The following is a 24,200-nucleotide window of genomic DNA, read 5'->3' on the forward strand; positions in this document are numbered from 1 at the left end:
CGCCCCAGCCCGTACCAAGCGCCGCTGACCTGCGGTTTCTTATCGAATATTGGCTCGGCCGACGCCTCTATTTCGTGTAGCCGATGTCCTGGAAGCGCGGTGTGGCGAAGCCGAAGGCGCCGACGTTCGCCAGCGACTTCTTCGTGGCCACCAGCTCGGGCCGCTGGTAGAGCGGGATCGACCCGGCGGCCGCCCAGATGCGGGCGTCGGCCTGCTCCACGAGCGTGCGCGCGGAGTCCTCGTCCAGCTCGGAGGCCGCCTGGTCGAAGAGCTGGTCGATGCGGTCGCTGCCGACCCGGGTGTAGTTCTGCTCGACGGTCAGCGAGCCGTCCGGCGCGGGCTGCGGCTTGGCGTAGATCGGGCGGGCGTCGGTCGCCGGGTAGGCGGTGCCGGGCCAGGAGTACAGCGCCAGGTCGTAATCGCCGGAGGCGATGTGGTCCTGGAAGTAGCTGGCGTCGGAGACCCGCTGGACGGAGGTCTGCACGCCGATCTTGGCGAGCATGGCGGCGATCCGGCGGCCCACGGTACGCAGCTGCTCGGAGGCCGCGCCGTCGGGCAGCACGAACCGCAGGGTCAGCGGCTTGCCGTTCTTCCTGACCAGGGCGGTGCGGACTGTCTTGTCACCGGCCGGCAGCCGGCCGACGCGGAAGGCCGACGCGTCCTGGGTGCGCCCGGCCGCGGGGCGCCCGGCACCCGGGTGGCCGCCGGACCCCGGCAGGCCGTGGGCCTGACCGGTCTCGATCACCTCGGCGGCGCGCAGTGCCTTCGCCGCGCGCTTCTTGTACCGCTTGTACCTGCCGTACGCCGACGACTCCTTGTCGCCGTCCGCCGCCTTCTTCTCGCTCGCCGCGGCGTCCTTGTAGAACGCGGCGCTCTGCCGCAGCAGCGCGGCCTGCTGGACCTCGGAACCGACCGCTCCGGTGAACGACAGCGGCGCCTCCGCGGCGGACGGGCGGACGCCCTCCCGGTCGCGGTGGGCGGGCGCACCGCCGTGGCCGGGGATCGGGCGGCCCGGGTTGCGGCCGTCGTACGCGCCGTCGCCCTGGTCGTCGGAGCCGCCGGGCCAGCGGTCGTCCTCGTAGCCGTAGTCGTCCCGGCCGTCCCCGTCCAGGGACGCGTTGCCGTCCTCGTCGCCGTAGTCGCCGGAGTCGCGCCAGGCGCCGGGGGCGGGGGCGCCCGCCTTCTCGCCGGCCTGCTGGCGGTCGCCGCCCTCGCGCTTCCAGCCGGCGTCGGCGAGCAGCTCCTGCGCCGCCTCGGCGTCCTGCTCGCCGAGCGCGTCGCTGTGGTCCTGGTAGCCCTGCTGCCCGGCCATCAGCAGATGGCTGCCGAGCGGCTTGGACGGCAGGTCGAGCGGCTTGAGGACGGTGTCGGCGAGGGCCTGCCGGTCGATGGCGCGGGCCACCGCGCGGCGCACCCGGTCGTCGGCGAGCGGGCCGCTGCTGCCGTTGAGGGCGAGCTGGGTGTAGGCGGGCTCCAGGGCCTTGTGGACGGTGTAGCCGCGCAGCGCGGAGTTCTCCGCGGCGGCCGCACCGGGGCGGCCGGCGGCCCGCTCCCCGGCGTTCTGGGGGCCCGCGTTGCCGGAGCCGGCCTTGCGGGACTCCCCGGGGGCGGCCGGACCGCGGGCCGAGGCGACCCGCTTCGCGGCGACCTGGTCGACCGCGGCCACGTCGATGGACCCGGCGGCCAGCGCCGCGGCCCGCTTGTCCCCGGGCAGCGACTCCAGCACGATCTTGCTGAGCTTGGCCGGCTCGCCCCACCACGCCGGGTTCCGTACGAGCACGACCCGGCCCGCCTCGGCGTCCCGCTTCTGCAGCCGGAAGGGGCCCGCGCCGACCTGGAGCTTCTCGCGCGCGCCGTCGTTGAAGGCGTTGGCGTTGCCCATCACGCTCCGCGGGTAGAGCGGGGTGAACAGCGAGCGCCAGTCCGCGTAGGGCCGGGCGAAGGTGACCTTGACCTCGCGGCTGTTCGCGCCCTGCTCGACCTTGCCGATCCGGTCGTAGCCGGCGTTGCGCGCGGTCCAGTAGGCGTTGTCCTTGCCGCGCAGCGCGGTCCACTGGGCGACGAAGTCCGCGGCGGTGATCGCCGTGCCGTCGCTCCACCGCGCCTTGTGGTTGATCTTGTACGTGACGACCTGCTTGGGGTCGCGGGCGCTGACGTCCGCGGCGTCGAGGTAGTCGGCGTTGCGCTGCGGGGCGCCGTTGGCGTCGACGGTGAACATGCTGGGCAGGACCGCGCCGGTGATCCGGGTGGTGGTGGCGTCGGCGTCGGCCTGGAAGGCGTTGAGGGTGCCGGGCATCGCGTCGATCGCCCAGCGCACGGTGCCGCCGTCCTTGAGCTCGTCGCGCGGCGCCGGGGCGATGTCCTGGGACGCCGAGGCGGACGTCTCCTGTCCGTCGGCGCTGCAGCCGGCCAGCGCCGGCAGCGGGAGGAGCACCCCCGCCGCGACCAGCGCGGCGATGCGGCGTCTGCGGGCCGCGCGGGCTGAGGGGATGTCGTGGTCGGTCATGACTGTTACCTCCGGGCTAGCCCGCGTCGCGCCGCCTGGCCGGTCCCTCTCCGGCGCACCACGTTCGGCCGACTTTGCGGCTCATCACATCTATTGGCCCCTACTGAAGGCGACCGGCGGCCGGCGGGCCGCCCGACACGTCGGAAGCCGCCCGAAGGCCACCCGCCCGGCGCAATACGGGGCCGCCGGGAGCCGCCGTGCGGGGTCGCGCACGGACATACGTCCGCTCGGGTCGTACCGGAGTTCGAGCACTGCCGCGGCGCGCGGTTGCCGAAACGCACCGGTTCGAGTCGTAATCGCGTTGGACCCCTTCCCAACGCCTACTGTGACGCGCGACACTCTCGGGCGCATGAGATCGCCCACCACACCTTCAAAAGTGAGGGCACGTTATATGTCCCTTCAGGACGAACTGACGGCGGTGGAACGCAGCCTGGACGACCTGGTCCGGTCGGTGGGAAGACTGGAGGCGCAGGTCGGGGCCGGCCTGGAGATCCGCCGGGTGCGCAGCGACACGGACCATCTGCGCGAGAGCCTCACGCTGCTGAAGCAGAGCGCCGCGGCCGGGCCGCAGGCCGGCCGGAAGGCCGCCCCCGTCGAGATGGTGACGGTCTCCGACGCCCCGTACGACGCCACCCTCTGGGCCGACGCCGAGGACGAAGGTCTCGGCTCCCGCACCGGACACGCCCCGTAGGAGCCCCGGGCGGAATCCCCCGAGGGGTGTCCCTTGGGGGAAATCCCCTGGTGGCGGCCCCTTAGGGGGTGCGCTCGCCCCACTCAGACCCTTACCCCGTTGCCGCCGCCGGGACCCGCTCAGGCGGGGTGTTCCGGACGGGGCGCCCTTCACGGAGACCGACGTTGGCCACTGGCACCGAACCCTCCCCGCAACCGGCCGCGACCGGCGTGCCCACCGCCTCGCGTGCCGCCATCGCCGCCCGCCATCTGCGCACCGACCGCTGGTGGCTGGCCCCGGCCTGCACCGCCGCCGGGCTGCTCGCGTTCATCGTGTACTCGACGTGGCGGGCGTTCGCGAACGCCGACTACTACCACGCCCCTTACGTGTCGCCGTTCTACTCGCCGTGCCTGGCGGAGAACTGCCACACCATGCGCGGCGGCCCCAACTGGGAGATCTTCGGCAGCTGGTGGGGCCTGTCCCCCGCGCTGCTGATCCTGATCTTCCCGCTGGGCTTCCGGCTGACCTGCTACTACTACCGCAAGGCTTACTACCGGGGCTTCTGGGCCTCGCCGCCGGCCTGCGCGGTCGCCGAGCCGCACACGAAGTACACCGGAGAGACCCGCTTCCCGCTGATCCTCCAGAACCTGCACCGGTACTTCTTCTACTTCGCGCTGCTGGTCGCCGGCGTCCTGACGTACGACACCGTGCTGACCTTCCGCGACGAGAACTACCAGTGGGGGCACATGGGCCTGGGCACCCTGGTGTTCCTCGTCAACATCGTGCTGATCTGGGCGTACACCCTCTCCTGCCACTCCTGCCGGCACATCGTCGGCGGCCGGCTGCGGCACTTCTCCAAGCACCCGGTGCGCTACCGGCTGTGGGGCTGGATCGGCAAGCTCAACGCGCGGCACATGCTGCTCGCATGGGCCTCACTGATCAGCGTGGCCCTGGCGGACTTCTACGTCTTCCTGCTGGCCAGCGGGGCGTTCGCGGACCCCCGCTTCTTCTGACGACAGCTTCTACTGAGGAAAGGTGTGCCCTCCGATGGCGCATGTGGACCGGCAGGCATGGGACGTGGTCGTGGTGGGCGCGGGCGGCGCCGGGCTGCGCGCCGCCATCGAGGCCCGCGAAGCCGGCATGCGAACAGCCGTGATCTGCAAGTCCCTGTTCGGCAAGGCCCATACGGTGATGGCCGAGGGCGGCATCGCCGCCAGCATGGGCAACGCCAACGAACACGACAACTGGCAGGTCCACTTCCGCGACACCATGCGCGGCGGCAAGTTCCTCAACCACTGGCGGATGGCCGAGCTGCACGCCCGTGAGGCCCCCGACCGCGTCTGGGAGCTGGAGACCTGGGGCGCGCTCTTCGACCGCACACCCGACGGCCGGATCTCCCAGCGCAACTTCGGCGGCCACGAGTACCCGCGGCTGGCGCACGTCGGCGACCGTACGGGCCTGGAGCTGATCCGCACCCTCCAGCAGAAGATCGTCTCGCTCCAGCAGGAGGACGAGCGGGAGTTCGGCGCGTACGACGCCCGGCTGAAGGTCTTCCAGGAGTGCACCGTCACCCGGGTGCTGAAGGACGGTGAGCGGGTCTCCGGCGCGTTCTGCTACGAGCGCGAGTCCGGCCGCTTCTTCGTGCTGGAGGCCCCGGCGGTGGTGCTGGCCACCGGCGGCATCGGCAAGTCCTTCAAGGTGACGTCGAACTCCTGGGAGTACACCGGCGACGGGCACGCGCTGGCGCTGCTGGCCGGGGCGTCGCTGATCAACATGGAGTTCGTGCAGTTCCACCCCACCGGCATGGTCTGGCCGCCGTCGGTGAAGGGCATCCTCGTCACCGAGTCGGTGCGCGGCGACGGCGGGGTGCTGCGCAACAGCGACGGCAAGCGGTTCATGTTCGACTACGTCCCGGACGTCTTCAAGGAGAAGTACGCCGAGACCGAGGACGAGGGCGACCGCTGGTACGAGGACCCGGACCGCAACCGCCGCCCGCCCGAGCTGCTGCCCCGCGACGAGGTCGCCCGGGCCATCAACGCCGAGGTCAAGGCGGGCCGCGGCTCCCCGCACGGCGGGGTCTATCTGGACGTGTCCACCCGGATGCCGGCCGAGGTGATCACCCGCCGGCTGCCGTCCATGCACCACCAGTTCAAGGAGCTGGCGGACGTGGACATCACCGCCGAGCCGATGGAGGTCGGCCCGACCTGCCACTATGTGATGGGCGGGGTGGACGTCGACCCGGACTCCGCGGCGGCCATCGGCGTGCCGGGGCTGTTCGCGGCCGGTGAGGTGGCCGGCGGGATGCACGGCTCCAACCGCCTCGGCGGCAACTCGCTCTCCGACCTGCTGGTGTTCGGCCGGCGGGCGGGACTGCACGCGGCCGAGTACGCGGCCTCGCTGACCGACCGGCCCGCGGCCGACCCGCTGCAGATCGACACCGCGGAGGCGGAGGCGCTGCGCCCCTTCAGCGCCGAGACCGGCGCGGACGCCGACGGGGACCCGGTCCGCGACCGGGGCCCGGCGGAGAACCCGTACACCCTGCACCAGGAGCTCCAGCAGGCGATGAACGACCTGGTCGGCATCATCCGCCGGGAGAGCGAGATGTACGAGGCGCTCAAGCGGCTGGCCGATCTGCGGGTGCGGGCCCGGCGGGCCGGTGTCGAGGGGCACCGGCAGTACAACCCGGGCTGGCACCTGGCTCTCGACCTGCGCAACATGCTGCTGGTCAGCGAGTGCGTGGCGCGGGCGGCGCTGGAGCGCGAGGAGAGCCGGGGCGGGCACACCCGCGACGACCATCCGGCGATGGACCGCGGCTGGCGCAACATCAATCTGGTCTGCCGGCTCGCCGATCCGCAGGGCGACTCACGGGCCGCGGACCCGGCGCTGGGGCAGATCCGGCTCTCCCGCCGGGAGACCCCGCCGATCCGCCGCGACCTGCTGGAACTGTTCGAGAAGGACGAGCTGGCGAAGTATCTGACGGACGAGGAGCTGAGCCGGTGAGCGAGGCGCAGACAGCACAGCAGGGGAACGGGCCGGCCGGACCGTCCGGCGCCTACCGGGCGCACTTCCGGGTGTGGCGGGGCGAGGCGGGCGCCGGGGACCTGGAGGACTTCACGGTCGAGGTGCACGAGGGCGAGGTGGTGCTCGACATCATCCACCGGCTTCAGGCGACCCAGGCGCCCGATCTCGCGGTGCGCTGGAACTGCAAGGCGGGCAAGTGCGGTTCGTGCAGCGCGGAGATCAACGGGCGGCCGCGGCTGATGTGCATGACGCGGATGTCGGTGTTCGACCGTGCGGAGACGATCACGGTCACGCCGATGCGGACGTTCCCGGTCATCCGCGATCTGGTCACCGATGTGTCGTTCAACTACGCCAAGGCGCGGGAGATCCCGGCGTTCGTGCCGCCGCCGGAGCTGGCGCCCGGTGAGTACCGCATGCAGCAGGAGGACGTCGGGCGCTCGCAGGAGTTCCGCAAGTGCATCGAGTGCTTCCTGTGCCAGGACACCTGCCATGTGGTGCGTGATCACGAGGAGAACAAGGCCGCGTTCGCCGGGCCGCGTTTCCTGATGCGGATCGCCGAGCTCGACATGCATCCGCTGGACGCCGCGCCGGAGGCCGGTATCGACCGCAAGACCTCCGCCCAGGACGAGCACGGGCTGGGCTTCTGCAACATCACCAAGTGCTGCACGGAGGTCTGCCCCGAGCACATCAAGATCACCGACAATGCGCTGATCCCGCTGAAGGAGCGCGCCGCGGACCGCAAGTACGACCCGCTGGTGTGGCTCGGGAACAAGATCCGGCGCCGTACGGAATGACCCGTCCGGTGCCCGGCACGCTCAACTTCGCCCCGCGCTTCGACCGGACCGGCCGGATCGTCCTCAACGGGCAGGTGCCGAACGTCAGCGAGGTGTACGTCGACGGGCAGCTGCGCAAGTCCGGCGGGGAGCTGCTGCACGTGGACACCGAGCGGGTGGTCCGCGAGGCGGAGCGGGCGGCGGAGCGGGTCCGGGCCGCCTGAGCACGGCCGCCGGACGCGGGCGGCCCCCGCGTCCGGCGCCCCGCTCAGAACAGGCTCAGCAGTGCCTCCGTCGGGTCCTTCGCCGTCGACTCGCCGTCCGGCAGGGCGAGTTCGAACCAGACGGTCTTGCCGCGCGGCGTCCGGCGGCTGCCCCAGCCCTGGCTGAGCAGGCCCACCAGCTGCAGCCCGCGGCCGCCCTCGTCGGTGTCGCGGGCACGGCGGCGGCGCGGCTGCGCCAGATCGGCGTCCCAGACCTCGCAGACCAGCGTGCGGTCCAGCAGCAGCCGCAGCCGGATCTCCCCGTGGCCGTGCCGCAGCGCATTGGTCACCAGCTCGCTGACCAGCAGCTCGGTGGTGTCGACCAGCTCCTGCAGGCCCCAGTCCAGGAGCTGCTCGCGGGCCAGTTCCCGGGCCCTGGCCACCGAACGGGCCTCCGGGGCCAGGCTCCAGTCGCCCACCGCGTCCTTCGGCAGCCCGTGCACCCGCGCCATCAGCAGCGCGATGTCGTCCTCGCCGTGCGAGGTGTCCAGGGCGCTCAGCACGTGGTCGCAGGCGTCCTCCAGCGTGCGCCCGGCGTCCGAGAGGGCCGCCCGGAACGCCTGGAGGCCCTCGTCGAGGGGATGGTGACGGGACTCCACCAGGCCGTCGGTGTACAGCGCGAGCAGCGCCCCGTCCGGCAGCTCCACCTCGATCTCCTCGAACGGCTCGCCGCCAACGCCCAGCGGCATCCCCGGCGGCACGTCGAGCAGCAGCGCGTCCTCGCCGTCCTCGACCAGCACCGGCGGCAGGTGCCCGGCGTTGGCGAAGGTGGCGCGCCGGGTGACCGGGTCGTAGACGGCGTAGACGCAGGTGGCCAGGTAGACCTCGGAGAGGTCGGCGGTACGGGCGGAGCGGCCGGATTCCAGCGCGCCCCGGGCGGCGCCGGACCTCCCGCGGCCGGACCCGGCGGTGGACCGGCCGTCGCCGCTGCCGCCGAGCCCGCGGGCGATCTCGTCCAGCGCCGAGAGCACCTCGGCCGGCTCCAGGTCCAGCAGCGCCAGGGTCCGTACGGCGGTGCGCAGTTCACCCATCGCGACGGCGGCGCGCAGCCCGCGGCCCATCACGTCGCCGACGACCAGCGCGGTGCGGTGACCGGGGAGTTCGATGACGTCGAACCAGTCGCCGCCGACCTCGGTGGCGGTGGTGCCGGGCAGATAGCGGCAGGCGATGTCGAGGCCGGCCGCCTCCGGGTCACCGGGCGGCAGCAGGCTGCGCTGGAGTATCAGGGCGCGTTCGTGTTCGCGGCGGTAGAGGCGGGCGTTGTCGATGCAGACCGCGGCGCGCGCGGCCAGTTCGACGGCGAGCGCGGTGTCGCGCTCCCCGAACGGCTCGCTGCCCTTCGTGCGGGAGAACTGCACCAGTCCGACGACGGTGTCCCGGGCGACCATCGGGACGGCGAGGGTGGAGTGCACCACCGCGCCCAACTCCGGCCCGTCGTCGCTCTCCCGGCCGGGGATGATCTGTGCCTGGGCGGTGCGCAGGGCGCCCGCGCAGGGGGAGTTGAACGGGTAGCGGTGGACGGCGCCGACCGCGACCGGGGTGCCCTCGGGGGACCCGCCGGCGGCGTCGGCGAACGGGGCGTCGGAGACCGCGCTGGCGAAGGCGACCCGGCGCAGTTCGGCGCTGCCGTCGCTCATGCCGGGCGGCGCCTCGTCACCGGCCAGCAGGCCCTGGTAGAGGTCCACCGACGCCAGGTCGCAGAACTGCGGGACGGCGACGTCCAGGAGGGTGCGGGCGGTGGTCTCCAGGTCGAGGGAGTTGCCTATCCGGGCGCCCGCCTCGTTGAGCAGGGCGAGGTTGCGGCGGGCGTTGGCCGCCTCCCGCTCGGCCCGCCGGCGGCCGGTGACGTCGGCGGCGAGCGCCGCGACGCCGATGGGGCGGCCGCTGGCGCCGTGCAGCCGGTAGAGCGACACCGACCAGCGGCGGCGCTCCTCCTCGCCGGCCACCAGGCCGACCAGCTGCATCTCGGTGACCGGCTCGCCGGTGTCCAGGACGCGGCGCAGCGCGGCCGTCATCCGGTCGGCCTCGGACCGCGGCAGGAAGTCGTACGGGGTACAGCCGCGGTACTTGCTCGCCGGGCCGCCGAAGACCGTGGCGAAGCGCTCGTTGACCCGCAGCAGCTTCAGGTCCGTGCCGAACAGGGTGAAGCCCATGGGAGATTGACCGAAAACGGCCTGCGAGGCGGCCAGGTCGGTCTCGATGCCGCGCAGCGCCCGGACGTCGACGACGACGCACACCGCGGCGCGCTCGCCGTCCTCGTTGCGGGAGGGCATCACGTAGATCTCGGCGAGCCCGTCGGCCGGTCCGTCCTCGTCCCTGCGGTAGGGCACCAGGCCGGTCCACTCGCGGCCGTCGAGGATCTCGGACACCTTGCGGCGGCCGGTCTCGCGCAACTCGCTGGGCACGAAGGCTTCCACGGGGTCCTTGCCGAGGGCATACCGGGCGGGGATGCCGAGGAGCTGCTCGGCGCGCTCGCTCCACTGGTCGATCCGCCCGTCGGGGCCGAGCGAGAAGGAGGCCACCCGGATGTAGTCGTAGATGGAGCCGGGCCGGCTGCTCTGCCATACGGGCGGGCCCTGCGGCTCGCGCAGGGGCGGACGGCCACCTGGGTCGCCGGGGCCGTCCACACCGCCCTGACCCTCGGCCTGCGCGGGTTCTGCCCCGCCAGATGACATCTCGCTCACGAGCCCCGTCCCCTCCAGCTCATCGTGCCCGGACCGGACCAGCCTGAGTATCCAGCACCTCGGCTATCCGGAACACGGTCTTCACGATCACAGCACAGTCTCGATCGCAGCCCATCTACAAAATGTCGATGAAATGGCAACGATCAGGACTCCACCTGTCTCCTAACCAGCCACCGACAGCTCGAACCACACTGTCTTGCCACTCTTTCCGCGCCGGGTCCCCCAGCGGCGCGAAGTGCACGCGACCAGCTGCAATCCGCGGCCTCCCTCGTCGTCGGGGGCGGCGGTGCGCTCCTGCGGCGGGTCGGGCAGCGGATCGGAGACCTCGACGAGCAGCCCGCCGGCGCTCAGCAGTACCATGCGGACTCCGATCGGCCCGCTGGCGTAGCGCAGGGAGTTGGTGACGAGCTCGCTGACGAGTAGTACGGCCACGTCGGCGGCCCCGTTCACTCCCCACTCGTGCAGCACCCGGCGGACCATCGTGCGGGCGGTGCGCACCGCGCCGGGATCCGCCGGGAAGCTCCATTCGGCGACGGGTGAACCGGTGGCCCTACCGCGCTTGCGGACGCCGGGGTTGCCGGGCTCCGGGACCCCTGCCGCTGCGCTGTCGCTCACGCCGATCACATCCCAGCCCGATGGCATGCCCCTCGGATTGCCCACATTGAAGGGCTCAATCTGGACATACCCGGTATCGCACCCCCGGTACCGCCCCCAACGGTGCACTGTGCCACAAATGAGACATAGAGGGGCGAGGGCGCCCGAGGGGCGGACGGCCGTGCACGACGGAGGGCCCGGGGTGCGCGGGGCGCGGACCGGGACGGACGCGGCGCCGCCCCCCGAACCCGGTCTCCCCGCCCGCGGCGGCTACCGCCGTACGCCGGTCGTCCCCGCCAGCCGGCGCATCGCCTCGGCCACCGCGGGACGGTCCTGGTCCAGCCAGTCGACCTGGGACTCCTCGCCGGGCAGCAGCCAGCGCAGCTCGTCGTGATCCTCCAGGGGCCGCGGCACCCCGGACACCAGCCGGGCCGTCCACACCTGAAGGACGTAGCCGGGCCGCAGCACCCACTCGCCCGGGATGCGCTCCCCGGCGGCCGCCTCGACTCCCAGCTCCTCGCGCAGTTCGCGCTCCAGCGCCCGTTCGGGCGTCTCGCCGTCCTCCACCTTGCCGCCGGGCAGCTCCCAGCGGCCGGCCAGCGCGGGCGGCGCGCTGCGCCGTGCGGCCAGCAGCCGCCCGCCTTCGCACACCGCTCCGCCCACCACTACGCGCACCGTCGTCATGCGCGGCAGCCTACGTCCCCCGCCCCCGTCCCGCTTCCCGCCCGCCGCCTCTCAGGTCGTCGCGCGGTCGACCTTCTCGACCACGTAGAGCTGCCGCCGGCCGCGGGTGTCGAGGCGTTCGGCCACCCGCTCCGCCTCCGCCCGGGTGGCATAGCGACCGACGCGATACCGGTTGCCGCCTTCGTCCTGGCGGATGACGAGCCAGGGGAGCACGGCCCCACCCTCGGTCATTGCGCCCCTCCGTCCGCCGCACAGCGCGCCGTTGCGCGCCCCTGGTCTGCTGATGCCGAAATCGCAATCCGCATATGCCCGAGCGTACGCCCGACCTTTACGCACCGGATATGGATTTACACAAAGAGATACCGAACCGGCCACCCGCGGGCCTCCGGTGAACCGGAAATGACCTGCGAGTGGCCGGTTTTACCCAATGCCTCGGGCGGTTTGTGCAGTTGTGCTAGGGCGCATCCACCCCGGAGCGGAGTCGCCGCCGGGCTCAGGTCCCGGCGTGCGCCTTGGCGCCGTCGGCCTCCGCCGCGGCCGCCTCGGCGTCGCTCTCCGCGCTCAGCTCGTGCTCGGCCTGCACCAGCGACGGGTTGCGCCACGCGCTGCGCACGCCCCAGAAGTAGAAGGCCAGGCCGATCACGGCGACCAGGACGATGTCCCAGCCCTCCGGCAGGTAGCCCTTACCGCCGAACTCCTTGCCGCCCATGTACGAGACGGCGGCCATGACCAGCAGGTACGCCACCATCCAGGCGCCGGCCTTGAGGTGCGGGCGCAGCGCGGCCCACGGCTTGCGGCCCTGGGTCAGCGGCTTGCCGATCTCGTACCAGGCCCAGACCGGCAGCCCGACGGCCATGATCAGGATGACCTTGCCGGTCAGCGGCCAGCGGCCCCAGTACAGGACCAGCGAACCGAAGATCATCGCGACCGGCGCGACGACCGGCATCGCGCGCAGCTTGACCGGGCGCTTGAGGTCCGGCGAGATGCGGCGCAGCGACATCACGGCGACCGGGCCGGTGATGTACGAGATGACCGTGGCGACCGAGACGATCTCGGCGAGCGAGCCCCAGCCGCGGAAGACCGCGAGGAAGAGGAACGCGATCACGAGGTTGAGCAGCAGCGCCGGGCGCGGCACACCGGTCTTCTTGTCCACCTTGCCGAAGACGCCGGGCAGATGACCGTTCTCCTGCACACCGTGGATCATGCGGGAGGTGGTGGCGGCGTAGATCATGCCGGTGCCGGACGGCGAGATGAAGGCGTCCGCGTACAGCAGCAGCGCCAGCCAGTTCAGGCCCCAGGCCACCGCGAGGTCGGCGAGCGGCGAGTTGAAGCCGAGACCGGCCCAGCCGGCGCCGGCGCCCAGCTTGTCGCCGGGGACCGCCATCAGGAACGCGACCTGCAGCGCGACGTAGATGACCAGCGCGATGAGGATCGACCAGACGACCGCCTTGGGCAGCGACCGGCCGGGGTTACGGGCCTCACCCGCGAGGTTCAGCGGCGACTGGAAGCCGTTGTAGGCCCAGACGATGCCGGAGACCGCGACGGCGGTGAAGACCGAGCTCCAGCCGTTGGGGGTGAAGCCGCCGTGGTGGGTGATGTTGCCGGTGTCGAAGTGCGCCAGCATCAGCGCGCTGGCGGTCAGCACGGGCACCACGACCTTGAAGACCGTGATCGCGGTGTTGGTCTTCGCGAACAGCGAGATCGCGAACCAGTTGAGGAAGAAGTAGAAGATCAGCAGGATGCTGGCCAGTCCGACGCCGGTGCCGGTCAGCTCCTGGCCGTCGTACAGCGCGTGCGCCCAGCCGAAGTTCCAGGAGCTCATGTACTGCACGGAGGCGGTGGCCTCACCGGGGATCACCGAGACGATGGCGATCCAGTTCGCCCAGGCCGCGAGATAGCCGGCGAGCGAACCGTGCGAGTACTGGCCGTAACGGACCATGCCGCCGGCCTTGGGGAACATCGCACCGAGCTCGGAGTAGGTGAGCGCGATGGTGAGCGCGACCAGCGCGCCGATGATCCAGGCGACGATCGCGGCCGGACCGGCGATGGCCGCGGCCCGCTCGGCCCCGAAGAGCCAGCCCGACCCGATGATGGAACCGAGACCAGTAGCGGTCAGGGCGATGGTCCCGAGGGACCGACGGTAATTCGAATGCGAACCCTGCTCCGCACCCTCGGTATTCGTCGTGCTCACGTGCTGGTCTCCTGGTCTTCCCCCGTGCCGTGCACAAACTTCGCCATCGTAAGAGCGAATCCGAAGATCGGCTGCCCGCTCTCGGCAAAAAGACCCGCCCAGTTGAGCGTCTGTGAGGTTTCCAACACCAAGATCTGCGGGGCACGTACGGACATATACCGACAAATAGGGCGTGCGTCCGGGAACCGAACCCGCCTACGGATCCCGCACACGGCCTTCATATCCGGCCCCTGCGCGGATCCGGACCCCCACAACGGGGGCTGAAACCGGCCACCCGAGGGCAGGATCGATGACGCGGGGACAAAGTCGTCCTACAGGCCCGCTGCGCGCCGCCCGGGCGAGGAACGGACCGGTCTTGCGGGCCGGGCCGCCCCTCCGGGCCCGGGCCGCTCGCCCCGGTCGCGCGCGAGCGTCACCGCTCGCTCCCGGTCACTTCACCGGCAGGTGGTACGCCACCCGGTAGCGGTCCGCGAGCGTGACGACATCGGCCGTCTCGACCGGCCGACCGCCCGCGCAGTACGTACGCGAGATCACCAGCACCGCGTGCCCCGGCACCCCGCCCAGCGCCATCGCCTCCTCGGCCAGCGCGGGCCGCGCCCCGACCTCCTCGACGACGTTGTCCACCACCACGTCGATGGCCGCCATCCGCTCGACCACTCCGCGCCCCGCCAGCGGCCCCTCCTCCGGCAGCATCACGGGCGTCCGCCCCGTCACGTCCAAGGGCTCCCAGGACGTCGAGAGCATCGCCGGCTCGCCCTCCGCCCGGAAGACGTAGCGGGTCCGCATCACCCTGGCCCCCGGCGGGATGCGCAGCCGGGCCGCGGTCACCGAACTCGCGGCCTCCTGCTCGCTGTTGGACTCCCAGGTGCCGCGCACCCGCTCGTCCGTCTGCTCCTGCCGGAACGGCGTACAGCCACCGACCGAGTGGAAGCCGGCTCGGGCGATGCGCCGCGGGACGGGCTGCTCCCGTACGTACGTCCCCGACCCCGAGCGGCCCTCCACCAGACCTTCCGCCATCAGGACCTTGCGCGCCTCCAGCGCGACGGTGTCCGAGACGCCGTACTCCTCGCGGATCCGAGCCTGGGAGGGAAGGCGGGTGTGCGGGGGCAGCACCCCGTCGACGATCTTCTGACGCAGGTCGCCGGCGACGCGGAGGTACGCGGGCTGCTCACCGAAAGGCACAGGCCCCTCCCAACAGCTTGACGGTCAGCAACAGCGTGGCAACCGCGCGTTGCCGTCCGCAAGCTTGGGCCAGTTATTCACCTGATGTGATGAAACCCAGTTCAGCCCCGCATCCAGCACGCCGGAAACGCACTCCCACCCCGCCACCCCCACCTCACCCGCACCCCACGCCCCACCTGACCAGGAGCGCCGCCCCACATCTCCCGCCCCCACATGTCACGATCAACCCGTACGGGGCGAGGCAGCCGCCGGCCGAGCTCGCCACGGACCCGGACGCCGGAAGGGAGCCAGGCATCATGCCCGCCGAACCCCACCTCTCCCCCATGCCCAAGGACTGGCAGCGCGCGCTCGCCGTCGTCGCCCACCCCGACGACCTCGAATACGGCGCGGCGGCCGCGGTCGCGGAGTGGACCGCCGCGGGCCGCGAGGTCAGCTACCTCCTGGTCACCCGCGGCGAGGCCGGGATCGACGGGCTGGCACCGAGGGAGTGCGCGCGCCTCCGCGAGGCCGAGCAGCGGGCCGGCGCCGCACTCGTCGGCGTCCACACCGTCGAATTCCTCGAAGGCCACCACGACGGCACCATCCAGGCGGGTACGGCGCTGCGCCGCGACCTGGCCGCGGCCATCCGCCGCCACCGCCCCGAGCTGCTGATCACCCTCAACCACCACGACACCTGGGGCGGCGTGCGCTGGAACACCCCGGACCACCGGGTGGTCGGCCGCGCCGTCCTGGACGCGGCGGGTGACGCGGGCAACCGCTGGATCTTCCCCGAACTCGTCGACACCCGCGGCCTGGCCCCGTGGAACGGCGTCCGCTGGGTGGCGGTGGCCGGCTCGCCGTACCCCACCCACGCCGCCGAGGTCGGCCCCGGCATCGACCGCGCGGTCGCCTCACTGGCCGCCCACGGCGCGTACATCAGGGGCCTGCGCGGCCCCGACCAGGACCCGCACACGTACGCGCGCACCTTCGTCGAGCAGACGCTGCGCACCGGCGGCGAACGCTACCGCGGCCGCCCGACGACCCTCTTCCAGGTCTTCCCCCGCTAGGTCCTGTCCACGGGCCGGGCGGACTTCGCGGACATGTCTTGGCGGGCCCCCCGGCGCTGGGGGCCCGGTCCCCGTTGCCCAGCGCCCGGTCCCCGGCGCCCCTGCTCGGGCTCGACTTCGCCGCCAACGCCCACGCCTGGCCTCGACCTCCGGCGCCAACGCCCTTGCCCGGCCTCGACCTCCGTGGCCAACGCCCGTACTTTCGCCGGCCATTGGCGCACTGTCCCACCCACTTTCCGCCGCCCCTTCTGGCCTTTTCCCGCTGCCCAGCTTTCCTGTACTGGTTTTTCCGCCGCCCCTTTACTGGTGTTTCCCGGCGCCCGTACTGGTTTTTTTCCCGCCGCCCACCCCCCTTCGGGGGTGGGCGGGTGTAGTGCCTCGGATTCGGAGCGAGCAAGCGGGGCGTAACAGTGCCTCCCGGAAGGCGGGGGGGTGAAACGGTGCCTCCGCTCCGGAGGGCTGCAGGTGCAGAGGGCCTCCACCTACGAAGGCGGGCGAGCGTAGAAGTGCCTCCGCCCAGGAGGGCGGGCGAGCGCAGGAATGCCTCCACCTACGAGGGCGGACGAGTGCAGGAGAGCCTCCGCCTACGAGGCCGGGCGAATGCAGGAATGCCTCCGCTTCGGCGACCGGGCCGGTGTGGTGCCGCTGTGGGCCGTCGGTGGCAAAACGGCCCGGTCCCCCTCGCGCCTGCCGCCGTGCGCCCGCCCTCCGCTGAACAATCGCCCTGGTCATGACGGACTTGACGGTCATGACGGACGGAAGCGACGCGCGGAGCGAGGGGAACGACCGATGCACGGAGCCGGACATCCGGACCGCAGAACGCTACTCGCCGGCGGACTGGCGGTCGGCACGCTCGCCCTCACGGGGTGCACCGCGACGAGCGCCGCCCCGTTGGCGAACAGCCCGTCCCCGGAAGCGCGGCCGACCACGCCCGCCGCGGCCTTCGCACGGCTGATGGCCGGCAACAGGCGCTGGGTGAGCGGCGACCTCCGGCACCCCGACCGGGACCCGAATCGGCGCGAGTTCGTCGCCCAGGGCCAGGAACCGTTCGGTGCGATCCTGTCGTGCATCGACTCCCGGGTGCCGCCGGAGCTCCTCTTCGACACCGGGCTGGGCGACCTCTACGTGATGCGTACGGGCGGCGAGGCGGTCGACCCGGTGGTCACCGGTTCCGTGGAGTACGGGCCGATGACCAGCGGTACGCCGCTCATCATGGTGCTCGGCCATCAGCGGTGCGGCGCCGTGGAGGCGGCGTACAAGTCCCTCCGCGACGGCAAGCCGCTGCCCGGCAACCTGCAGGCGATCGTCAGGGCGCTGCGGCCGGCGTACGAGCAGACGGTCCGGCAGGGCGGCTCCGACCCGGTCGACACCATGGCCCGTGTCCAGGTCAAGCTGACCGCCTCCGACCTGCGCTCCAACCGGGACCTGGCTCCCCTGGTGGCCAAGGGCGCCCTCGCCGTGGTCGGCGCCTACTACTCGCTCGACACCGGCAAGGTGGAGGTCCTGACCGGCGCACCGTCTTGACCTGGCGCGACGGTCCTGCCAAAGGGCCGCAACAGCCTCAGCACCGACAGTTAGGAGAGACGACCGCAGCATGAGGACGCTGTCCACGCCACGGTTCTTGATCTCGGTGAGGACGTGCATCCAGTGCTCGGCACCCTCATCCCCTTCGCCGGCCCACAGCTCCAGGTGTCACGTCGGCCCTGGGCAGTGACGACCAAGCCACGCGGATGGGCCAATTCGCGACCGCGCCGTCACGGCTCTTCACGTGGTTGTGAAGACCAGTGGATAGACGGGGTCCAGAGGCGGGCTCTACCACTCGGCCATCCGTCCGTGACCTTGTCAGTGATAGTCGAGAGGCTCTACCGGGAGACTTCCTCACCGTGGACCTCGGCAAGGCGGGCCTGGACCTCACCGGTCGTCAGGCCCTTCGCCAACAGCGAGATGACCATCTCAGCCACGCCGGGCAGACGCTTCTGCAGCTTGCGAACGACCTTCGGCTCGAACGAGCCCTTACGGTCGCACGGCACGGCCATCTCGACCGGGCCCTCGTCCGTGAGCACGGGCTAGACCCGGGTGCCGTTTCAGCTGTTGCCGCCATTTACCTGCAGGGTCGTGTTCGTCATAGCCGAGGTGGTCGGCGTTCTCCGCCTGGAGCGCGGATTGCAGCAGCCGTTTGGTCAGCTACTGAAGTAGCCCGCCCCCACCAGTCAGCCGGAGGCCGTCGGCCAGGACACCGGGCCGACCAGCTCGTCGACAGCCAGCCGGCTACCGTCTTCGCCTGCCGCGGCACGATCGAGAGAGCCTCATCCTCTGCTACATGGTCGGCTCCGGTCACAGCAAGGAACAGACGGGGAACGACGGGGAACAGAAGAGGCAACGGGCAACCCCGCCAAACCCCGATTCTTGAGGCGTGCCTCGTGCCAAACTCGCTCTCGCATGCGAAGCGAAACGACTCCGTAACGACGGCTGTTCGCCACCGGTCTGCGCGTCGGCCAGTGAACGCCGAACGAAAGTTCCCCGTGAGGGCGCACGCACGGCTCTCACGGTCGCTTTTCAAGGGGAGGTTAATGGTGAGTGCTTTACGTTTCGGCCCGGAACTTCGCCGTTTGCGACAGGAAGCGGGGCTTACTCTGACCGAGTTCTCCGTGGCGCTCAACTACGACAAGGGACACCTCAGCAAGGTCGAGCGCGGGGAGCGTTCTGCGTCACCCGAACTGGCCCAGCGGTGCGACGCCTTCCTCGGGGCGAACGGCGAGCTGCAGCGGCTCATCGTCCGCCCAGAGACCGACTCGAACACCACCGAAACCCCCGCTACTCCGAGCCTCTGGCTCGTCGGGCGCCGGGAGGTCCTCGCGGCGGGTACGGGAGCGCTGATCGACCTCGGCCTGAAACTCGGCGGTCAGGCGTCCTCTGCCGCCGACCCCCTCCTTCCCTCCTTCCGTGCGCAGTTCGATCAGCTGCGAAAGCTTGGCCAGTCCACCTCACCGAAGGTTCTGCCTTCCCCTGCTGGAGACGCAGACGCGCACGGTCGCCGGGCTGGCCACCGACGCCCCGTCCGTTACCCGAGCCCCAGCGCTCCTACTCGCGTCGCGGTTCGCGGAGTTCACCGGCTGGATGGCCCAGGAGGCCGGGGACAGCGGCGCGGCGCTCGGCTGGACCGGTGAGGCCGCCGAACTGGCACGCGCCGGGGGCGATCCGTACCTCGGTTCCTATGCGCTCGTGCGACGCGCCCTGGTCACGCTCTACGGCGGGGACGCTGCGGGCACCATCGCCCTGGCCCGCCGGGCCCAGAGCAACGCACTCCCGCCGCGCATCCGGGGACTTGCTGCCCAACGGGAGGCGCAGGGACACGCACTGGTCGGCGACGAACGCGACTGCCTCCGCAGCCTCGACAGGGCACGGGAACTGCTCGACAGCGACGATGCCCGCAGCGGCACCGAGCCCGTGATGGGCACCACCCACGTGAGCGACCCAGCGGCGATGACGACCGGCTGGTGCCTGCACGACCTCGGTCGCCCCAAGGCCGCCGCCGAGGTCCTGGACCGGGAGTGCCGCCGCCTCCCGCCACACGCGCTGCGAACCCGCGCCAGGTACGGCTTCCGCAGGTCCTTGGCCCACGCCGCCTCCGGAGAGGTCGAGCACGCATGCACAATCGCCGGTGAGCTGCTGGCGGTGATGCCAGCTGTGCCCTCGGCGACGGTGAACAGCGACGTCCGGCGTCTCGCGCGGGAACTCTCGCGGTTCCGGAGCAGCCGGGCCGTACGCCAGCTGCAACCGGCGCTGGCGCAGGTACTCGCCCCCGCACACGACTGATACCGGCTCCACGACCAACACCGGCTCGAGCCGCCCGGCTCGCCGGACTACCTGGTCTCTCCGGCCCTCCGGATCCCACGAGCCCGACGCGCCACACCGCGCCCCCGGCTCCCTCGGGCTAGCCGCGACGTGTGACGCGCCGGGCGGCATACCTCCATCCGTGCGCCCTCCCACGGATGCGCCATGCCGTCACACGGTCGGGACCTCATGGCCCGGGCGGGACCGGGGCCCGCTCCGCAGCCCCCGTGCTCGTACCTATTCACCCCTTCTTCCGTCTTCCTCTCACGAAGGGAACCTTCATGCCCGACGTCTTCGTCAACTACCGCACAGGCGACGAGGAATCCGCCGCGACCATGATCGCTCGGGAACTCGCCCGACGTTTCGGCGCCGAGCGGATCTTCTTCGCCAGCAACTCGATCGAGCTCGGACACCGCTTCCCGACGGAACTGGTCAGGGCGGTGGAGGAGTGCGAGGCGCTCCTCGCCGTGATCGGCCCGCGCTGGGCGGAGGTGCTGGGGGTCGACGGCCGCCCCGCCCTCGAAGCCGAGCAGGACTGGACCCGACGTGAGATCCAGACAGCGCTCGACCGCGGGATCCTGGTGATCCCCGTGCTCGTCGGAAAGGCCACGCGGATCGACCGCGCCGCCCTCCCGGACGGCCTGTGGGAGCTGGCGGACTGCCAGTACAGGCGGTTCGACCACCGCAACGCCGAGTCGGACCTGACGGCGCTCGGCGACGCCCTCGCCCGGCTTCTACCCGACCTGGGCGCGGTGGATCGCGACGCCCGTGCGGCACGGGAGCGAGGAGAGGCGAAGTCCCGCCAGAAACCGGCCCAGGATGTCGGGCACACCAGGATGCGGACGCGCGACGTCGAGCAGCGCGTACGCGGCGGCATCGGAAACCTCAACGGCGACCTGTCCGGCACCTTCGTCAACGAGCCGCACGGGCCCGTGAACACCGGCCGCGGGCACCAGTACAACGCCCCCCACTTCCAGGGCGACAACACCGGGGTCCAGTTCACCGCAGGCGACAACAGCAGTACGGTCCGCCAGCGCTTCGAGCGCGAGCGCCGGCGCTCGGACGACGGGCGATGACGGAGCAGGACCGCATCACCGTCAACGGTCCGCGTGGCCCGGTGAACAACGGCATGGGTCCCCAGTACGTCTTTTACGGCGCCAGCGCGGATTGGATGATCCGCAAAGGGGTCGAGTCCCTCCGGATCGTCCGCGAGGCCCGGATGCGCCTGGCCGACCGGTTCGTTCCGCCAGCGGGCTACCGCATCGCCGCCGATCGCCTGGAGAAGCCCGGATCGGTGGCGCTGCTGGAGGCTCCGCCCGGCAGCGGCCGCCGCGCCGCAGCAATCATGCTGTTGCACGGGCTCGGTGAGGACGGGGACGCCGACGAGGAGGGGGCCCGGTTCGAGGAGCTGCCCGCCACCGACCAGGAAGAGGACTCTCTCGCCCCCGGTGAGGGGGACCGCTTCCTCCTCGACCTCTCCGGGATTGCCGACGAGGAGACGTACGCCAAGGCCCAGCGCCGCATGGCCGTGCGCCTGTCACAGGTCCAGGAGGCGGGGGCCCACATGGTCGTCGTCCTGCCGTCGGGCATGGAGCACGCCCACGCGTCAGACCTCGAACCGCACACGGTGATGCTGGGACGCCCCCGGGGCGTCGCCGTCCTCACCCGGCACCTCCGCATGGACCGGATGGTCTTCCGCCCCTCGGACCTGGGTAGCACCGACCTCCAGCGCCTGTGCGACCGCTCCCCCATGCGGGAACTAGCACGGCTTGCGGGGCTGGTGAGGACCGCTCGCGACAGCGGCCGGTTCGGCGCCGACTTCGCCGGATGGCTCGACCAGGCTATGCACGCCGTGACCGACCGTGCCGGTGAGGTGGGCGGACAGGTGAACACGGCCCACACCGCGCCCGAGCGGGCCCTGCTGCTCGCGACGGCGGTGTTCGAGGAGACCCGCGCCGATACGGTCTACGAGGCGTGGCACGGCCTGATGAGGACGGTGAGGCACGAGGTAGAGGCGACGACCGAGCTCGCGCGGACGGATTTTGGCAAGCAGTTGGAGGCGCTCGGGATCGAACGGGACCCGGACGACCGGCTCCGCTTCGAGCGGCTGGCCTATGCCGACGCGGTACGGACGTACTTCTGGGCGAACTTCCCCGGGGTGCGCGACGATCTCAGGGACTGGATCGGTCATGCCGCCGGGCTGCGCGGTCTGACCACTGACGACCAGGTGAACGTCGTCGTCCGCTTCGGCGAGCGGGCTCTGGCCGTCGGGCGGCCCGACCACCTCTTCGACCTCGTGGTGCGCTGGGCGGACCGCGCGACCGGGTCGTCCAGGGACCCGCGAGCCGTGGCGGCACTCGAACTCGGTCTCGGTCACGAGAGGTTCGGGGGCTGGTTCCGTAGGCGGATGTACGAGTGCGTGAGGTCTGGCCCCTTGTCGGACGGCCTCATCCGCGTCCTGACCGCCGCCTGCCTCCACAGCCTCGGCGCGACGCACCCGGATCAGGCGATGGTGCGGCTCTGCTACCTCGCCGTACGGAAGGGGGAGGCAGCGCGCGGGGCCCGGGAAGCACTTCTCACCCTCGCCGGGCGCGACCGTCGGCTCTACCGGCTGCTGATCGACCGTCTGCGGGATCGGACGCGCCGGGAGCCGCGCGAAGCCGAGCCCCATCTCCAGCTGCTCATTGAACTGTTGAAGAGCAATCGGGCACCGGCCCCGCCGCCGTGGCCGGACCTGTTCCTGGGCTGGGAGACAGTTTTCTCTCAGCCCCCAACGGAGCTCTGGAACCCGCTGGTGAGTAGCTGGCTGAACGCCGTGGCGGGCGACAGTACGCAGGAGATGGCGCTGGACGTCATGGTGGGGGCGGCAAACGGCCGTACGACCGCTCTCCACCGCCTCTACGCCATTGCCTGCGACTGGGCGGGGCTCGCACGCCAGCCGTCCGGGGCGGCCGTCGCCGCCCTCTTCTGGCAACACATCGACCACGCGCAGTACGCCCGCACGGAGAGTGCGCAGCGTACGGGCGCCGGACCACGGACCACGGAAGAGGCACGATGAAACACCGCGCTCCCAGCCTGCTGTTCGTCGCTCTCTGCGGCCTCGCACCGTCTGTGCTCGGAAACCTCCTGCACTGGTCGGCGTGGCTCTGGGGGTTCATGTCCATGGTCACGGCATCGGGCTCCCTGCTGCTCGTGATGACGGTCCTCAGCGGTGGACGCGCGTCGGCCGATCCGAACGAGCCCGGGGAACCTGAGCCACCCGCGGCGCCGGCCGAGCAGCCATACCAGGAGACGCGGGTGGTAGACGCGGCGCTGCCGAGCGCGGCCGACGGCTACGACTTCCTCTTCTCCGCCACCGTGTGGTGGAAACCGGTCCCCAGCCACGCCGGCCGGGCCGGCGGCGCCTCATCGGCCCTCGCCGTTTCCTCGGTCGTCAGTCGAGCCCTGGAGGTCGTCCGCCATGAGGAGCCCGGCCGGGCGAACTCTGCTCGGTATCTCCTGGAGGGGGAGCTCGGCGTCCCGCTCCAGGACCGGAGCGGACGGGTGAAGGCCCTGGCGGCCGATGTGACGCTGACCCTCGCCCCCGCCGACCGCGAGCGCCTGCGGAAGCTGAAGGACCTTCGCAAGGACGAGGAACTTTGGGAGTACGAGCGTCAGCATGAGCGCAACAAGCGGCGCTACCTCGGTAGCGACGTGCTCAAGAGCGCGGGCAGCGCGGTGGTGTGGTGGCTTGCCCGTCACGAGAACGAGATCGAGAAGGCGGTCGACATGATCGGTCCGCTCGCCCAGATTGCGGCGGCGGCCAACGACGAGGAGGTGCCTGAACTCTTCCGCCACCTGCTCGTCCCGCCCGTGGGCGCGCGGAGGGAAGGGACTGTCGGAGGCCCGCTGTGGGACGGACACAACCAGGGAGGAGCAGCGTTCGACCACGAGGAGGAAGTAGGGGTTTCGGATCGGCTCCTCCTGTTGCTGGCGGCGGTTGGTCTGAAGCCGGACATGGACGAGTACACGGTGTTCGTGCACCGTGTGGTGCGGAGCCTCGAAGCGGCTGGGCTGGACGAGGCCGCCGAGGAGATCAGGCGACTCCTTCTCTCGACGCCCGACGAAGACGGGGAGGGGCCGGACGGTGAACCTTCGGGCGAGGGCTTCACGGGGGACTCGCCGTTCACCGACACGGCTGCAGGCACGTTCACGCCGGGGGCAGCGGAGAGCGGCGCGGGTGAACGGAACCACGGCTGGCAGGAAGCGCCCGAAGACGACATGACACCTCCGCACTTCTGGGACATCCCGCAAAGCCCGCACCGGCCCGCTGCACCTCGCGCACGGGACGAGGACGAGAGCTGATCCGGTAGGCGGTCGGCCCTTCGAGGCTCCCCTTCACCGCACACCGCGGGGGGGGGGAGCCCACGGGTCAACGTCTTCAACGCACTCGAGACGAAAGCAGCCTGAGATTCGCGGCACCCGAGCCCCGAATTGTCACTCTCTGCGATGACCGCGTCATGGGCTTGCCACTCGCTGGCTGGAGCGGGCCCCTCGTTGCTGGGGCGACACAGAAATCCGGTGATCTTTTTCAGTCGACAACACGTCGACGCGGCCGCGTGAGTCGGCGCACGTCGCCCAGCCGCTGAGATAGCAGCCGAAAGTCACCTGCCACCGTGAGCACATCGAGGATCCACTGCCCCCGGCGATCCGATTCGTCGTGTGCATCGCCTCAGGCTGCGCGCGGCAAGTCCGGAAGACGCCATTCGCGCA

At 71.5% G+C, this 24,200-nt stretch carries 17 protein-coding genes and 2 pseudogenes; 11 read left to right on the forward strand and 8 right to left on the reverse strand.

Annotated features, from left to right (window positions below):
• Window positions 1-67: 67 nt before the first annotated feature.
• Window positions 68-2,506, reverse strand: coding sequence for an ABC transporter family substrate-binding protein (locus SL103_RS30295; protein WP_069572154.1), 2,439 nt, complete (start codon window positions 2,504-2,506; stop codon window positions 68-70).
• Window positions 2,507-2,897: 391 nt separating this feature from the next.
• On the opposite strand from SL103_RS30295, the gene SL103_RS30300 reads away from it, so the two are divergent.
• The 5 genes from SL103_RS30300 to SL103_RS30320 all read left to right on the forward strand — a co-directional run bounded on the left by SL103_RS30300 (window position 2,898) and on the right by SL103_RS30320 (window position 7,194).
• Window positions 2,898-3,197 (forward strand): hypothetical protein, encoded by a 300-nt coding sequence (locus SL103_RS30300; protein WP_069572155.1) that lies wholly within the window; start codon window positions 2,898-2,900, stop codon window positions 3,195-3,197.
• Window positions 3,198-3,361: 164 nt separating this feature from the next.
• Window positions 3,362-4,189, forward strand: coding sequence for a hypothetical protein (locus SL103_RS30305; protein ID WP_069572156.1), 828 nt, complete (start codon window positions 3,362-3,364; stop codon window positions 4,187-4,189).
• Between the two features lie 34 nt (window positions 4,190-4,223).
• The gene (locus tag SL103_RS30310) at window positions 4,224-6,176 is read left to right on the forward strand and encodes a fumarate reductase/succinate dehydrogenase flavoprotein subunit (RefSeq protein WP_069572157.1); all 1,953 of its coding nucleotides are present in this window, start codon (window positions 4,224-4,226) and stop codon (window positions 6,174-6,176) included.
• Window positions 6,173-6,991, forward strand: a complete 819-nt coding sequence (locus SL103_RS30315) for a succinate dehydrogenase/fumarate reductase iron-sulfur subunit (protein WP_069572158.1) — start codon at window positions 6,173-6,175, stop codon at window positions 6,989-6,991. The genes SL103_RS30310 and SL103_RS30315 overlap by 4 nt, the downstream gene beginning before the upstream one ends.
• Window positions 6,992-6,999: 8 nt before the next feature.
• Window positions 7,000-7,194 carry a hypothetical protein gene (locus SL103_RS30320; RefSeq protein ID WP_244304080.1) on the forward strand — a complete coding sequence of 65 codons (195 nt, stop codon included), beginning with the start codon at window positions 7,000-7,002 and terminating at the stop codon, window positions 7,192-7,194.
• 44 nt (window positions 7,195-7,238) lie between these two features.
• Here the strand turns inward: SL103_RS30320 and SL103_RS30325 are convergent, their stop codons facing one another.
• The 6 genes from SL103_RS30325 to SL103_RS30350 all read right to left on the reverse strand — a co-directional run bounded on the left by SL103_RS30325 (window position 7,239) and on the right by SL103_RS30350 (window position 14,568).
• A complete protein-coding gene (locus tag SL103_RS30325; protein WP_244304224.1) occupies window positions 7,239-9,908 on the reverse strand; it encodes a SpoIIE family protein phosphatase in 2,670 nt (889 codons plus the stop codon).
• A gap of 171 nt (window positions 9,909-10,079) precedes the next feature.
• Window positions 10,080-10,541 carry an ATP-binding protein gene (locus SL103_RS30330; RefSeq protein WP_069572161.1) on the reverse strand — a complete coding sequence of 154 codons (462 nt, stop codon included), beginning with the start codon at window positions 10,539-10,541 and terminating at the stop codon, window positions 10,080-10,082.
• Window positions 10,542-10,781: 240 nt separating this feature from the next.
• Entirely contained in the window at window positions 10,782-11,195 is a 414-nt protein-coding gene (locus SL103_RS30335; protein WP_208869993.1) for a (deoxy)nucleoside triphosphate pyrophosphohydrolase, read from the reverse strand.
• 51 nt (window positions 11,196-11,246) lie between these two features.
• A complete protein-coding gene (locus SL103_RS30340; protein ID WP_069572162.1) occupies window positions 11,247-11,426 on the reverse strand; it encodes an SPOR domain-containing protein in 180 nt (59 codons plus the stop codon).
• 262 nt (window positions 11,427-11,688) lie between these two features.
• Complete coding sequence (locus tag SL103_RS30345; protein ID WP_069572163.1) at window positions 11,689-13,386, reverse strand: APC family permease; 1,698 nt, start codon at window positions 13,384-13,386, stop codon at window positions 11,689-11,691.
• A 429-nt stretch (window positions 13,387-13,815) separates the two neighbouring features.
• Window positions 13,816-14,568: a GntR family transcriptional regulator gene (locus SL103_RS30350; protein WP_033266132.1), complete on the reverse strand. Its 753-nt coding sequence runs from the start codon at window positions 14,566-14,568 to the stop codon at window positions 13,816-13,818.
• 296 nt (window positions 14,569-14,864) lie between these two features.
• Here SL103_RS30350 and SL103_RS30355 point away from each other — a divergent pair, with 296 nt between their 5' ends.
• Together SL103_RS30355 and SL103_RS30360 are read left to right on the forward strand one after the other, a co-directional pair.
• The gene (locus SL103_RS30355; RefSeq protein ID WP_069572164.1) at window positions 14,865-15,614 is read left to right on the forward strand and encodes a PIG-L deacetylase family protein; all 750 of its coding nucleotides are present in this window, start codon (window positions 14,865-14,867) and stop codon (window positions 15,612-15,614) included.
• Between the two features lie 789 nt (window positions 15,615-16,403).
• A complete protein-coding gene (locus SL103_RS30360; RefSeq protein WP_208869995.1) occupies window positions 16,404-17,138 on the forward strand; it encodes a carbonic anhydrase in 735 nt (244 codons plus the stop codon).
• Between the two features lie 18 nt (window positions 17,139-17,156).
• Here SL103_RS30360 and SL103_RS39680 read toward each other — a convergent pair.
• Window positions 17,157-17,878, reverse strand: a pseudogene (locus SL103_RS39680) (transposase); the annotation flags it as partial.
• Between the two features lie 306 nt (window positions 17,879-18,184).
• Here SL103_RS39680 and SL103_RS30370 point away from each other — a divergent pair.
• The 4 genes and pseudogenes from SL103_RS30370 (at window position 18,185) to SL103_RS30385 (ending at window position 23,792) form a co-directional block, all read left to right on the forward strand.
• A pseudogene (locus SL103_RS30370) lies at window positions 18,185-19,430 on the forward strand (helix-turn-helix domain-containing protein).
• A 299-nt stretch (window positions 19,431-19,729) separates the two neighbouring features.
• Complete coding sequence (locus SL103_RS30375; protein WP_069572165.1) at window positions 19,730-20,524, forward strand: toll/interleukin-1 receptor domain-containing protein; 795 nt, start codon at window positions 19,730-19,732, stop codon at window positions 20,522-20,524.
• Complete coding sequence (locus tag SL103_RS30380; protein WP_069572166.1) at window positions 20,521-22,506, forward strand: hypothetical protein; 1,986 nt, start codon at window positions 20,521-20,523, stop codon at window positions 22,504-22,506. The genes SL103_RS30375 and SL103_RS30380 overlap by 4 nt, the downstream gene beginning before the upstream one ends.
• Window positions 22,503-23,792 carry a hypothetical protein gene (locus SL103_RS30385; protein WP_069572167.1) on the forward strand — a complete coding sequence of 430 codons (1,290 nt, stop codon included), beginning with the start codon at window positions 22,503-22,505 and terminating at the stop codon, window positions 23,790-23,792. The genes SL103_RS30380 and SL103_RS30385 overlap by 4 nt, the downstream gene beginning before the upstream one ends.
• Window positions 23,793-24,200 lie beyond the last annotated feature (408 nt).

The sequence above is a fragment of the Streptomyces lydicus genome (assembly GCF_001729485.1).
Lineage (GTDB): Bacteria > Actinomycetota > Actinomycetes > Streptomycetales > Streptomycetaceae > Streptomyces > Streptomyces lydicus_D.

Bases quoted from the DNA above. Each gene is read 5' to 3' on its own strand.
- SL103_RS30295 (WP_069572154.1), bottom strand. From the start codon at position 2,506: ATGACCGACCACGACATCCCCTCAGCCCGCGCGGCCCGCAGACGCCGC.
- SL103_RS30300 (WP_069572155.1), top strand. From the start codon at position 2,898: ATGTCCCTTCAGGACGAACTGACGGCGGTGGAACGCAGCCTGGACGAC.
- SL103_RS30310 (WP_069572157.1), top strand. From the start codon at position 4,224: ATGGCGCATGTGGACCGGCAGGCATGGGACGTGGTCGTGGTGGGCGCG.
- SL103_RS30325 (WP_244304224.1), bottom strand. From the start codon at position 9,908: ATGTCATCTGGCGGGGCAGAACCCGCGCAGGCCGAGGGTCAGGGCGGT.
- SL103_RS30335 (WP_208869993.1), bottom strand. From the start codon at position 11,195: ATGACGACGGTGCGCGTAGTGGTGGGCGGAGCGGTGTGCGAAGGCGGG.
- SL103_RS30340 (WP_069572162.1), bottom strand. From the start codon at position 11,426: ATGACCGAGGGTGGGGCCGTGCTCCCCTGGCTCGTCATCCGCCAGGAC.
- SL103_RS30355 (WP_069572164.1), top strand. From the start codon at position 14,865: ATGCCCGCCGAACCCCACCTCTCCCCCATGCCCAAGGACTGGCAGCGC.
- SL103_RS30360 (WP_208869995.1), top strand. From the start codon at position 16,404: ATGCACGGAGCCGGACATCCGGACCGCAGAACGCTACTCGCCGGCGGA.
- SL103_RS30375 (WP_069572165.1), top strand. From the start codon at position 19,730: ATGCCCGACGTCTTCGTCAACTACCGCACAGGCGACGAGGAATCCGCC.
- SL103_RS30380 (WP_069572166.1), top strand. From the start codon at position 20,521: ATGACGGAGCAGGACCGCATCACCGTCAACGGTCCGCGTGGCCCGGTG.
- SL103_RS30385 (WP_069572167.1), top strand. From the start codon at position 22,503: ATGAAACACCGCGCTCCCAGCCTGCTGTTCGTCGCTCTCTGCGGCCTC.